Source organism: Rhizobium sp. 01T444, from assembly GCF_056398305.1.
Genome location: NZ_JBFTPD010000022.1, coordinates 40,928 through 53,664, shown reverse-complemented (window position 1 = coordinate 53,664; position 12,737 = coordinate 40,928). Strand labels below are relative to the sequence as shown.

11 protein-coding genes are annotated in these 12,737 nt (G+C 61.6%); 8 read left to right on the top strand and 3 right to left on the bottom strand.

Annotated elements, in window-relative coordinates; all coding sequences use genetic code 11:
* Positions 1 to 18: 18 nt before the first annotated feature.
* Complete coding sequence (locus tag AC1DTN_RS25500) at positions 19 to 900, top strand: patatin-like phospholipase family protein (RefSeq protein WP_439017174.1); 882 nt, start codon at positions 19 to 21, stop codon at positions 898 to 900.
* Positions 901 to 912: 12 nt separating this feature from the next.
* On the opposite strand, the gene AC1DTN_RS25495 is transcribed toward AC1DTN_RS25500, so the two are convergent.
* The gene (locus AC1DTN_RS25495) at positions 913 to 2,724 is read right to left on the bottom strand and encodes a monovalent cation:proton antiporter-2 (CPA2) family protein (RefSeq protein ID WP_439014187.1); all 1,812 of its coding nucleotides are present in this window, start codon (positions 2,722 to 2,724) and stop codon (positions 913 to 915) included.
* Positions 2,725 to 2,838: 114 nt separating this feature from the next.
* Here AC1DTN_RS25495 and AC1DTN_RS25490 point away from each other — a divergent pair, with 114 nt between their 5' ends.
* The 6 genes from AC1DTN_RS25490 (at position 2,839) to lpxK (ending at position 8,690) form a co-directional block, all read left to right on the top strand.
* Positions 2,839 to 4,188: a TldD/PmbA family protein gene (locus AC1DTN_RS25490; protein WP_477923139.1), complete on the top strand. Its 1,350-nt coding sequence runs from the start codon at positions 2,839 to 2,841 to the stop codon at positions 4,186 to 4,188.
* 16 nt (positions 4,189 to 4,204) lie between these two features.
* The gene (locus AC1DTN_RS25485) at positions 4,205 to 5,011 is read left to right on the top strand and encodes a 3'(2'),5'-bisphosphate nucleotidase CysQ (RefSeq protein WP_310378569.1); all 807 of its coding nucleotides are present in this window, start codon (positions 4,205 to 4,207) and stop codon (positions 5,009 to 5,011) included.
* Positions 5,012 to 5,072: 61 nt separating this feature from the next.
* Positions 5,073 to 5,321 (top strand): DUF4170 domain-containing protein, encoded by a 249-nt coding sequence (locus AC1DTN_RS25480; protein ID WP_007814234.1) that lies wholly within the window; start codon positions 5,073 to 5,075, stop codon positions 5,319 to 5,321.
* A gap of 168 nt (positions 5,322 to 5,489) precedes the next feature.
* Entirely contained in the window at positions 5,490 to 6,809 is a 1,320-nt protein-coding gene (gene waaA, locus AC1DTN_RS25475) for a lipid IV(A) 3-deoxy-D-manno-octulosonic acid transferase (protein ID WP_310378567.1), read from the top strand.
* Between the two features lie 9 nt (positions 6,810 to 6,818).
* The gene (locus tag AC1DTN_RS25470; protein WP_477923136.1) at positions 6,819 to 7,541 is read left to right on the top strand and encodes an HAD family hydrolase; all 723 of its coding nucleotides are present in this window, start codon (positions 6,819 to 6,821) and stop codon (positions 7,539 to 7,541) included.
* 105 nt (positions 7,542 to 7,646) lie between these two features.
* On the top strand, positions 7,647 to 8,690 hold the full coding sequence (gene lpxK / locus AC1DTN_RS25465) for a tetraacyldisaccharide 4'-kinase (RefSeq protein ID WP_477923134.1): 1,044 nt from the start codon (positions 7,647 to 7,649) through the stop codon (positions 8,688 to 8,690).
* Here lpxK and AC1DTN_RS25460 read toward each other — a convergent pair.
* Both AC1DTN_RS25460 and mutL read right to left on the bottom strand, forming a co-directional pair.
* Complete coding sequence (locus AC1DTN_RS25460; protein WP_439014191.1) at positions 8,687 to 8,914, bottom strand: DUF2093 domain-containing protein; 228 nt, start codon at positions 8,912 to 8,914, stop codon at positions 8,687 to 8,689. The two genes, lpxK and AC1DTN_RS25460, sit on opposite strands and share 4 nt — an antisense overlap.
* Positions 8,915 to 8,981: 67 nt before the next feature.
* A complete protein-coding gene (mutL, locus tag AC1DTN_RS25455; RefSeq protein ID WP_477923132.1) occupies positions 8,982 to 10,799 on the bottom strand; it encodes a DNA mismatch repair endonuclease MutL in 1,818 nt (605 codons plus the stop codon).
* 183 nt (positions 10,800 to 10,982) lie between these two features.
* On the opposite strand from mutL, the gene AC1DTN_RS25450 reads away from it, so the two are divergent.
* Positions 10,983 to 12,698, top strand: a complete 1,716-nt coding sequence (locus AC1DTN_RS25450; protein ID WP_477923130.1) for a response regulator — start codon at positions 10,983 to 10,985, stop codon at positions 12,696 to 12,698.
* Positions 12,699 to 12,737: the final 39 nt, after the last annotated feature.

Sequence of the window (12,737 nt, the reverse complement as noted above, 5' to 3'; positions counted from 1 at the left end):
CGGGCGCGTTGGGGGCAGATCGTGCAGGCGGAAATCATCAGTCCGAAATCGCCTGCGATCAGCGACCTACCGACGGTTGCCGTCGCCTTCGGCGGCGGTGGCGCACGCGGCCTCTCGCATATCCACATCATCGAAACGCTGGATGAACTCGGCATCCGCCCGGTGGCGATCTCTGGTTCCTCCATCGGCGCCATTATGGGCGCCGGTATGGCGGCCGGCATGTCGGGTGCGGAGATCCGCGAACATGCGCTGGCAACCGTCGGCAACAAGGCAGCTGTCGTCAGTCGTATCTGGGGGCTGCGCCCGACGACCGTACGCGATGCCGTGGCCAAGGGCATCCGCATTGGCCAGTTCAATCTCGAACGCATCCTGAAAGCCTTCCTGCCCTCAGAGCTTCCGGCGCGCTTCGAAGATCTGCTAGTGCCGATGAAAGTGATCACCACCGACTATTACGGCCAGGCCGAGGTCATCGTCGAAGAAGGCCAGCTTTTTCCGGCACTTGCCGCATCATCGGCTATTCCTGCGGTCTTCATGCCGGTCAGGCTGCACGGCCGGGTGATGATCGATGGCGGCATTGCCAATCCCGTTCCTTACGAATGCCTGATGGACATCGCCGATATCGTCATCGGCATCGATGTCGTCGGCGCGCCCGAAGGCGACGGCACCCATATCCCGAACCGGATGGAAAGCATCTTCGGCTCCGGCCAGCTGATGATGCAGGCGGCGATTTCCCTGAAGCTGAAGCTCCTGCGGCCGCATATCTTCCTGCGCCCTATCGTCGGCCGCACAGGCGTCATGGATTTCCTGAAGGCGCGCGATGTGCTTGCCATGTCGGTTGGCGTCAAGGACGAGCTGAAATATGCGCTCGATCGGGAAATCGAGGCGCAGCTGAAGCGATAAACCGGTATCGCTTCAGGCGTCCGCCGTCACATCGGCCGTATTTGCCAGCGGATCGTTGTCGAAGGGACCGGGCGCACGCTTGGGCTTGACCAGCGGCTCCGGATGGATCGGCTTCGAAAACAGCAGATCCTGTCCTGCTTGCAGGCCCTCCGAAACCTGCAGCACCAGCCGCGCCTCGTCGCGCTTGCGAATGTCCTCGCCGATCTCGTAGGCATCGACTTCGGCGACACCGAGCGCCTCCAGTGTGCGCCGGCCGAAGAGCAGACCGGATTCCAGCGTTTCGCGCAGCTCGTAATCGACGCCCTTGTTGCGCAGTTCGATGGAGTGAATGCGGTCATAGGAGCGCACGAAGAGCGTCGTCTGCGGGTAGTCGGCCTGGATCAGTTCGACGATCTTGTCGGTGATTTCCCTCTTCTGGGTGCAGACGAGCACGATCTTGGCCCTATCAATGCCGGCCGAACGCAGCACATCCTTGCGGGTGCCATCGCCGAAATAGATGCGAAAACCGAAGGAGGACGCCTGCCGGATGCGGTCGGCGGAGAAATCGATGACGGTGACGCTGCGGCCGCCGGCAAGCAGGATCTGCGCGGCGATCTGGCCGAAACGCGAGAAGCCGACCATCAGCACATCAGCACCCGCACCCTCGAAATCCTCGTCCAACTCTTCGTGATCCTCTCCCGTCAGCATTCGCTTGGAGAGGGCGGCACCAAGCGGTGTCAGCGCCATGGAAAGGGTGACGATCGCAACGAGCAGCGAAGCCGTGCTGCTCGACATCAGCCCGGCGACAGCAGCCGTGGTGAAGAGGACGAAACCGAATTCCCCGCCCTGCGGCAGCAGGAAGGCGATGCGAACGGCATCGTTATGCGAAGAACGCGCCACACGGCAGAGCACGTAGATGATGAGCGCTTTCACCGCCATAATGATCGGCACGGCAATGATGATGAAGAGCACATTGTCGAGCAGCACCTGAAGCTGCAACGACAGGCCGACGGCGATGAAGAAGATAGCGAGCAGCACGCCGCGGAAGGGTTCGATATCGGCTTCCAGCTCGTGCCGATAGGAAGATTCCGCCAGCATGACGCCGGACAGGAAAGCACCCATCGCCATCGAGAGCCCGGCAAACTGCATCAGGCTTGCCGATCCCATGACGACGAAGAGCGCGGCCGCGATCATCGCTTCGCGCGCGCCGGTGCGGGCGATGATCTGAAAGAGGGGCGTCAGCAGGTATCGGCCCATGATGATCATCGCACCGACCGCCGCAACGGAAATGCCGAAGTCGACGAGTGGGTTACCGCTGCCCTTGTCGCCGTCGAGGATGGTGACGACAGCCAGAAGCGGCACGATCGCCAGATCCTGAAACAGCAGCATGGAGAAGGAGCGCTGTCCGTAACGGGTATTGACGTCACCGTCACCTTCGAGGATCTGCATGGCGAACGCCGTGGAAGAAAGCGCCAGCCCGAAGCCGGCGACGATGCTGCCGCGCCATTCGAGCACGCCGGAAAACCAGGCAAGTGCTGTCAGCGCAAAGCCCGTCACCACCACCTGCGCGGTGCCGAGACCGAAGATGTCGCGCCGCATCTGCCAGAGGCGGGTGGGCTTCAGTTCAAGCCCGATGATGAACAGCAGGAAGACGACACCGAGCTCGGCGACATCGAGGATCTGCTCGCCATCGGTAATGCCATGAAAGATCGGCCCGATGACGATACCCGCCGCCAGATAGCCGAGAACCGTGCCGAGCCCGAGCTTCTTGAAGATCGGTGCGGCGACGACCGCGCCGCCGAGCAGCAGGATCGTTTCGGTGAAAAGAGCGTTGGGTGCGGACATGCTTCATTTCTTTCGATGGCGGGGCAAGCAGGCAGCGAGGAAAAGAATCGGCATCCACGGCCTTGATGCTTTCGGGAGTGCACAATAAATGGAACGGGAAGGAAAGGCCAAATCATGTCCTCTGAAATCGATTCCTCGACACTTCTTTCCCGTGCAAGTCAACTGATCGATCTGGCGAAAAAGGCAGGTGCTGATGCCGCCGACGCTGTCGTCGTTCGCTCGCGCGCTCAATCGGTCAGCGTACGCCTGGGCAAGGTCGAAGGCACGGAGTCCTCCGAGAGCGACGACTTTTCGCTCCGTGTCTTCGTTGGCAAGCGGGTGGCAAGCGTTTCCGCCAATCCGGGTTTCGACCTGCAGGCGCTGGCTGAACGCGCTGTCGCCATGGCCAAGGTCTCGCCGGAAGATCCGTTTGCCTGCCTCGCCGATGAGAACAGGCTCGCAAAAACCTATCCCGACCTGCAGCTTCTCGACACGACCGAAGTCGGCGCCGATCAGTTGCGGGAAGCGGCTCTTGCCGCCGAAGCGGCGGCTCTTGCAGTGAAAGGTGTCACCAATTCCTCCGGCGCTGGCGCCTCTGCCGGAATGGGCGGGCTGGTGCTCGCCACCTCGCATGGCTTCGAAGGCAGCTATATGGCATCGCGCTTTGGCAACTCCGTCAGCGTCATCGCCGGCGAAGGCACCAGGATGGAGCGCGACTATGATTTCGACAGCCGCCTCTATTATTCCGAACTGGACGATGCCGCCGAGATCGGCCGCAGGGCCGGCGAGCGCGCCATCAAACGCGTTAATCCCCGGCAGGTGCCGACCGGCAAGGGTATTACCGTCATCTTCGATCCCCGCATCGCTCGTGGTTTCGTCGGCCATATTGCCGGCGCCATCAATGGTGCGTCGGTTGCCCGCAAGACGAGTTTCCTGCGCGACAAGATGGGCCAGCAGGTGCTGAAAGCGGGCCTGTCGATCACCGACGACCCCCTGATCGTGCGCGGCCCGTCCTCCCGTCCCTTCGATGGTGAGGGCGTTTCCGGCGAGCGGCTGGTCATGATCGAGGACGGGGTACTCAAGCACTGGTTCCTGTCGACCTCCACCGCAAACGAGATCGGCGGTCTGGAAACCAATGGCCGCGGCGTGCGCGGCGGCACCTCTGTCACGCCTGCCTCGACCAATCTGGCGCTGGAGCCGGGCGACATTTCGCCCGAAGAGCTGATCCGCAGCGTTGGCAACGGTTTCTATGTGACCGAGCTGATCGGCCAGGGCGTCAACATGATAACCGGCGAATACAGCCGGGGCGCGACTGGTTTCTGGATCGAAAACGGCGAACTCACCTTCCCGGTATCGGAGGTGACGATCGCCTCCAACCTCAAGGACATGTTCATGCGGCTGACGCTCGCCAACGACATCGACCGTAAATTCGGTGTGGCGGCTCCGACCTTCGCCATTGAAGGCATGACGCTTGCCGGCCGCTGACGAACGGATCGACGCGATGAGCGACACGGACAACCGCTGGCAGAGCGATCTCGCACTGATCGCCGATGCTGCAAGACAGGCGGGCGCCGTCGCACTTGGCTTCTTCAACAAGTCACCGGAAGTCTGGTGGAAGAATGAGGAACGCTCGCCCGTCAGCGCCGCCGATTTTGCCGCCAATGAAACGCTTGAAACCATCCTGCGCGGGGCGCGGCCGGACTATGGCTGGCTGTCGGAAGAGACCGACGACGATGCCGGCCGTCTGGAACACGAGACGCTGTTCATCGTCGATCCGATCGATGGCACACGGGCATTCCTCGCCGGCAAGGATCTCTGGTGCGTCAGCGTCGGCATCGTCCATCGCGGCCGTCCCGTTGCGGGCGCGCTTTATGCGCCGGCGCTCGATGAACTCTACGAAGCGACGGAAGGCGGCCCTGCGCTGAAAAACGGCGAGCCGATTTCCGTCTCCACGCGCGGCGAAGCCGATCTTAGCCAGCTTGCTGTCAGCGAGGAGCTGTTCAAGATTCTGCCGGCGGCGGTTCGCGAACGCAGCGAGCGCGTCAAATATATCCCCTCGCTGGCCTACCGCATCGCCATGGTGGCCGATGGCCGGCTGGACACGACGTTTGTCGGGCGGAATGCCCACGACTGGGATATTGCGGCAGCCGATCTTATTCTCGAACGTGCCGGCGGTGGTCTCGTCGACCTCTCGGGTCACCCGACAACCTATAATAGAGAAAAAGTCAGCCACGAGGCGCTCTGCGCTTCGCCTGTCCCGCGTCTCCGTGAATATCTGGACTTGTTCACTCAGCTAAGAGACGGTTGACGTTTCCGTCAAAATCCCTCAGATGAAGGGCCGGAGGAGAATAGGCAGAAAGAGAATAAAAATGACGGACTCCGGCGGTAAAAAGCAGCTCCTGCACCTCGTCTTCGGTGGCGAACTCGAAAACCTTGAAGGCATCCAGTTCCGGGATCTTGGGGATCTCGATATTGTCGGTATTTTCCCCGACTATGCCACGGCACTGACGGCCTGGAAGGCCAAGGCGCAGCAGACGGTCGACAATGCGCATATGCGCTATTTCATCGTCCACATGCATCGTCTGCTCGATCCGCAGGATACGACTGGGAGCAAGTGAGCCCTAGCAGCAAGCCGCTGGCCCTCCGCTGTCCACAGCGGAGGCCTTTGCGCATCGGTTCCTTGCCCTTGATCGACGCATTCTGAACAAATTGATCGGTCATTGCGGCCGCAACGATAATTAGGGAATTGGATTGATGTCGATCTGCATAGGTCGGAGGTCTGCCGAATGAGCTCCCGGATGGCGCGGATCGGTCTGAACGCGTACCGTCTGGCGGGAACTGTGGCGTCGCCGGTCGTCGGCCTCTACATCACCTACCGCACGGCCAAGGGCAAGGAAGACCGCGCCCGCCGTTTGGAGCGCTTTGGCTATGCGAGCGCCAATCGGCCGCAAGGCCCGCTTGTCTGGTTTCATGCCGCAAGCGTTGGCGAAACCAACGCTGTCATTCCCCTGATCCGTGAAATCCGCCGCCGCGACATCCATGTCATCCTGACGACGGGCACCATCACCTCGGCAAGGCTTGCAGCTGAACGTCTCGGCAATGACGCGATCCATCAATATGTGCCGCTCGACCTGAAACCTGCTGTCGGCCGTTTCCTCGACTACTGGCAGCCGGATTGCGCCATCATTGCCGAATCCGAAATCTGGCCCGCGACCGTGCTTGAACTTGGTCGTCGCCGCATTCCGCAGATCCTCGTCAATGCCCGCATGTCCGACCGCTCGTTCGCCCGCTGGCGGCGCCGCCCGTCGCTTGCCGAGGCGCTCTTCGAAAATCTGGCGCTCGTCATTGCCCAGTCAGATCTGGATGCAGAGCGTTTCCGCGATCTCGGCGCTGTACCGGTCATCACCTCAGGCAACCTGAAGGTCGATACCGACGCTCCGCCCTATGACAGCGCTGTTTTCGCCCGCTATAAGAAGCAGATCGGCGACCGCAAGACATGGGCGGCGATCTCCACCTTCGACGGCGAGGAAAATGCCGCCGGCATCGTCCATCGGGCGCTGCGCGACCGTGACAAGCAGCTGACCATTATCGTGCCGCGCCATCCCGAGCGCGCTGACGAGATCGAGGCAGCCCTCGTCAAGCAGGGTCTGAAGGTCGCTCGCCGTACGCGTGACGATGTTCTGACCCCGGATGTCGATATCTTCCTTGGTGATACGATCGGCGAAATGGGCCTTTATCTGCGTCTGACAGAAGTCGCCTTCGTCGGCCGCTCGCTTTTTGCCGAAGGCGGCCAGAACCCGCTCGAGCCGGCCATGCTCGGCTGCGCCATCCTGTCGGGCGGCAATGTGCAGAATTTCCGCGAGGCCTATCAGAAGCTCGCCCGCAGCGGCAGCGCCCGCATGGTGCGTGATACCGAGATGCTGGCGAAGGGCGTGCATTACCTGCTGACCAATGACGAGGCGCGCGGCAAGATGATCCAGGCCGGTATTGCGGCCGTGCATGAAATGCGCGGCGCGCTCAGCGCCACGTTGAAGGGGCTGGAGCCCTATATCAATCCGCTGACGGTGAAGGCGCGTCTGCTGCCGAAGGCCGTGGCGCAGGCCTGAGGAGTGGTCATGTCGGCAGAGGCGAAGATCAGGGGCATCCTCTTCGACAAGGACGGTACGCTGCTCGACTATGATGAAAGCTGGCTGCCAGTAAACCGCGAGCTTGCCTGCATCGCCGCCGAAGGCGACGCGGCGCTCGCCGATCACCTGCTTGCCGCATGCGGCATGGACCCAGTCACGGGCCATATCGTTCCCGACAGCCTGCTTGCTGCCGGCAATACCCACCAGATCGCGGAAGGCCTCGTTGCCGCCGGCTCGAAGGTCGATGTGATCGAGCTGACGATCAAGCTCGACAATCTCTTTGCCAATGCCGCAGAATTCTCTGTGCCGGTCACCGATCTCGCAGCCTTCTTTGGCCGCCTGCACAAGCGCGGCTTCAAGCTCGGCATCGCCTCCAGCGACAATGAGCGCTCGATCCGCCAAACGGCCCAGCGCTTCGGCATTTCCGACTATGTCGACTACATCGCCGGCTACGACAGCGGCTTCGGCAGCAAGCCTGAGCCCGGCATGGTGCTCGGCTTCTGTGCTGCGACGGGTCTGCAGCCGGAAGAAATCGCCATGGTTGGTGATAACAACCACGATCTCCATATGGGCAGGAATGCAAAAACCGGCCTGACGATCGCGGTTCTGACCGGCACCGGCTCGCGTGAATCACTCTCCGCCGCCGCCGATCATGTTTTCGATGACATCACCCACATCGAAGCCCTGCTGCCGGATTTGCAACTGGCCTGACGCGCAAAGACTTGCATTTTCACGCGTTTTGGCTTCTCAATCCGCCCCGGTCGATTTTGTGAGACCTCGCCTGGGGGGTGAGGGCAAGGGAAACGGGACGGCATCATGATATCCGAAGCGCCGCCTTTCTGGTGGAGGCGGGCAGGTTGGCAGGCATGGGCTCTGTCGCCCCTTTCTTTCCTCTATGGTCGTGTGGCGGGCTACCGCATGGTCCATGCGCGCCGCGCCTCGGTTCCGATCCCCGTCATCTGCGTCGGTAATTTCACGGTCGGCGGCGCCGGTAAGACGCCGACGGCAATTGCCATTGCCCGTGCCGCCAAAGCCAAGGGTCTCAAGCCCGGTTTCTTAAGCCGCGGTCACGGCGGCTTGCTGGATGTCACCACCGTCGTCGATCCTACCCACCACCGCGCGGTCGCTGTCGGTGACGAGCCGCTGTTGCTGGCGCAGGAAGCCCTGACGGTGATCTCCCGCAGGCGTGTCGATGGTGCTGTGAGGCTCGTCGAAGAAGGTGCCGATTTCATTATCATGGACGATGGTTTCCAGAGTGCGCGGCTCGCAATCGACTACGCGCTTCTGGTGATCGATGCGACGCGCGGTCTCGGCAACGGTTATATCGTGCCGGGTGGCCCGGTGCGTGCGCCGGTTCGCCTGCAGCTGCGCCAGGCGAATGCGCTTCTGAAGGTCGGAGATGGCAATGCGGCCGACCGTATCGTCCGTATCGCGGCGCGCGCTGCCAAGCCCTATTTTACCGCCGCGCTGAAAGTGTCCGGCGAGAATTCTCTCGAAGGCCTCAAGGTACTCGCCTTTGCCGGTATTGCCGATCCGGAAAAATTCTTCCGCACGGTCCGTTCGCTTGGAGCGACCATCGAGGTCGCGACCTCCTTCGGCGATCACGAGCATTTAAGCGAGGAAGAGATCGACGGTCTTCTGATGACCGCAGACCAGCAGAACCTGACGATCGTCACGACGTCGAAGGATTTCGTGCGTCTCGCCGGCCATCACGGCAAGGCGGAGCAGCTTGCGGCCCGCTGCCATGTCATCGAGGTGGAAATGGCCTTCACCGACCCGCTCGCCCCCGGTCTCATCATCGACCGAGCCTTTGAAGCCTGCCGTGAGCGGCGGCTGAAGGAGGCAAAGGCAAAAACTTAGCGCTGGGTCGGCAGAACGCCGGCGCGCCGGTCGGCTTCCAGTGCGGAGGCGACATCGACATAGGGCTCCTGCCGCGCCACGCTCCAGTAGCGAAGTTCGTCGAGCGGGACCTGTTTGCCTGTCAGTGCGCAGACGACATAGGAGCCGGGCGACAGAATCTGGAAATCGCCGTCGAGATAACGGATCTTCGCCTCGCGGTTTCCATGTCCTTCGAACAAGTTCATGCGCTCCATTCCCTGCAGTCTGTCATCTGTCTGCCATACTCCCCGAGAGGCCGTTTTGCCAGCTTTTTCAGCTACGGCCGAACAGCCGCTCGATATCGGCAAGCTTGAGTTCGATATAGGTCGGGCGTCCGTGATTGCACTGGCCGGAGCCTGGGGTCATTTCCATTTGGCGCAAAAGCGCATTCATTTCTTCCGGCCGCAGCCGTCGCCCTGATCGCACCGAGCCATGGCAGGCCATGGTCGCCGCCACATATTCGAGCTTGGTGGTGAGACCGGAGGCCGTATCCCATTCGGCGATCTCATCGGCAAGCTGGCGGATGAGGCCCTGCGCATTCACTTCACCGAGCATGGCCGGCGTCTCGCGCACGGCAATGGCGCCCGGCCCGAAGCGTTCGATCGCAAGGCCAAGCTCGGAAAATTCCTCGGCATGCGCGATCAGCCGGTCGCAATCCTCTTCGGGAATGTCGACGATTTCGGGGATCAGCAGCACCTGCGAGGCGAGCCTCTTGGAGTGTAAGGCCTTACGCATGGCTTCGAAGACCAGCCGTTCGTGAGCCGCGTGCTGATCGACGATGACGATGCCGTCATCGGTCTGGGCGACGATATAGTTTTCGTGAATCTGCGCCCGGGCAGCGCCGAGCGGATAGCGCGCCAAAGGTTCGGCGGCAGCAGCGGCAAGAGGCTGTGGTGCGGGCTGGAAAGCCGGTTCGGAACGGGCCGTCGGATGGACGAGCCCGTCGAAGGAAGCTTGCGGCCTCTCGCCGAAACCGGCACTCGGCTGATACGGCCGGGATGGGGAGGTTGCCGCCGACCATGGTGCCTGCGGCCGCTGTGGTGCAGCCTGGAAACCGGGGCGGAAGGCGCGCAGCATGTCGCTTGCGCCGGTCGTTGCCGCCCGGCTGCCGTCACGGGCAAGTGCTTCGCGGATTGCGCCGACGACTAGCCCGCGCACCAGTCCCGGATCGCGGAAGCGGACGTCGGATTTCGCCGGATGCACATTGACGTCCACCAGCGCCGGATCGAGCGTGATCGAAAGCACCGCGACCGGATAACGGCCGGCCGGGATCGTTTCGGCATAGGCGCCGCGGATCGCTGAGAGGATGAGTTTGTCCTGCACGGGGCGGCCGTTGACGAAGGCATATTGATGGGCCGAATTGCCCCGGTTGAAGGTCGGCACGCCGGCAAAGCCGGTCAGCTGTACATCCTCGCGTTCGGCGTCGATGGCGATGGCATTGTCGCGGAAGTCCTTGCCGAGTATCTGCGCCATGCGCGCCAGATGATCCTCGCCGGTTGCCGGAAATTCCAGCGTCGAACGGTCGGGGCCTGACAGCACGAAGCGCACACCCGGAAAGGCGATCGCCATGCGCTTGACGATCTCGGTGATTGCCGCCGCTTCCGCCTTCTCCGTCTTCAGGAATTTCAGCCGCGCCGGCGTCGCGAAAAACAGGTCGCGCACTTCGACGATCGTTCCCGGATTGCCAGCTGCCGGGCGCAGATGCACGATCTTGCCGCCGGCAACGGAAATTTCGTTGCCGGCCGCGCTATCACGCCTGCGGCTTGCGATGCTGAGCCGCGCCACCGAACCGATGGACGGCAATGCTTCGCCGCGAAAACCGAGCGTGCGAATGTCGTCGAGCGTCTCCGATATTTTCGAGGTGCAGTGCCGCTTGACGGCAAGTTCCAGATCGGCGGCATCCATGCCGGCACCGTTGTCGCTTACGCGCAGCAGCGCCTTGCCGCCGCCGGCGGTTGCGATTTCGATACGGGTGGCGCCTGCGTCGAGCGCGTTTTCGATCAATTCTTTTGCAGCACTCGCCGGCCGTTCGATGACTTCACCGGCGGCGATCTGGTTGATGAGCGTTTCGGAGAGCTGTCTGATGGCCATATCCCTATTTTCGAGGATTCGCGGCCCGGAGGAAAGGGTTTTCATTAGCCTGTGAGAGGACACCGGAGGCTTCTCCCCCAAATTTGGGGGTCATTACCGTTAAGCGGCTCTTAAGACAAAAACGGCATTTTATTCATACACCTGCGAAACTGCGAAAATCGGATAGATGTGGGACGTGAAGGAATGAGTGCCGGCTTCGAAAAGGCGGACACATCATCTGCGAGTGACGCACTGCCGCCTGAGGCTGACCTTCAGACGGTGCTTTTCGATGCGGTATGCGATAGTCTTTCTGCTGCGTTCGTCATCTATGATCGCAACGATCTTCTTATCTTTGCCAGCCATCAGGTCATGGAATTCTTTCCGGTGCCTGAGGATGTGCTTCGACCGGGCACCCGGCTTCGTGATTTCCTGGGTGCGGTCTACGACACAGGCTTTCGCGAGCAGACCCTCGTGCAACAACCGGGTTCGCTCAGTCGCGAGGACTGGTTGTCTCAGCGCATCGCCTCCCATTGGCGCGAACGTTTCGAATCCGTCGAGCGCCACGGCGCCGACCGCTGGGTGCGCTTTTTGAAGCGCCGCCTGCCGAACGGCTACGGCGTGACTATCGTCTCCGATATTTCTGAGGCGCGGAAGCGAGAGGAACAGTGGCGCTACGACCTGGAGCGCGTACAGCTCACCGAGGACATTCTCGACCATCTGCCGTTCCCGCTCTTCGTCAAGGATCGCAACCTCGCCTACGTCGCCGTCAACAAGGCCTTCCGCGAGAAGTACCAGACGACGGCGGACGAGGTTCTTGGCCGCAAGAGCGGTGATCTGTTTTCGCCTGACATTGCCAAGCGCTTCGAGGAAAGCGATCGTCACGTACTGGAAACCGGTGAAATGTCGGTCTCCCGCCAGCGCCAAATTGCCCGCGACGGCACCGAGCGCGACATCGTCAGCCGCAAGCACAGGATCGGCAAGCCTGGACGTTATTTTCTCGTCTCGACCATGCAAGACCTGCCGCGCGACGGCGACGATCTCGATGAATTTAATCAGGCCTCCGAGATCACCACCTCCAGCAACCAGACCTACCGCCGCGCCTATGTGCCGGTGCCGAGCGCATCGCAGCGTCGCGAGCCTGCGGCGATGGAGGCGATCGTTCCGGAAAACTTCTCCGGCCGAAAGATCCTCGTCGTTACCTCGGATCTCGCCGCCGAGGCTGCCGCGCTGCGCACGCTCGCCAAATACGGCTTCGAGGCCTGCTCGGTCCGTGGCGAGGATGAGGAGGAACGTTTCCTCGAGATTGCCAGCTCCTCCGGCATCTCGCTCGATCTTATGATCATCGATAACCAGATGGGCATGCGCTGCCTGGAGCTCACCGAACAATACGGCATTCCCGCTCTCGTCATGGATGGCTTCCAGATCGCCAACGAGCTGACCTTCCAGATCGCCCGCCACTTCAACCGCAGCGGACGTGGCGGCGGCACTGAAGGCGATTGGGAAATCACCACGACAGAAGAAACCGTAGGCTTGCAGGTTCTCGTCGCCGAGGACAACGACATCAACCAGATCGTCTTCACGCAAATCCTCGAAGGTCTCGGTTACCGCCATCGGATCGCAGCGACCGGCGAAGAGGTCGTTCGTCTCTGGGCCGAACACAGGCCGCAGATCGTGCTGATGGATATTTCGCTTCCGGTCTTCAACGGCTTTGAAGCCTCGCGCCTCATTCGCCAGATGGAAGAGGGACAGGGCACGCGGACCCCGATTATCGGTGTGCTGACACAGGCCTTCGAGCGCGATCGAGCGGAATGCGCCAAGGCCGGTATGGATGACGTCATCATGAAGCCGGTCAGCCCTGACATTCTGGAAACGGTATTTCAGAAGTACCTGCTAGATGAGCCGCTCAAGGCGCAGATCTAAATAAAATATCCGTCAACTCCCCAGAATTTGGGAATGCTT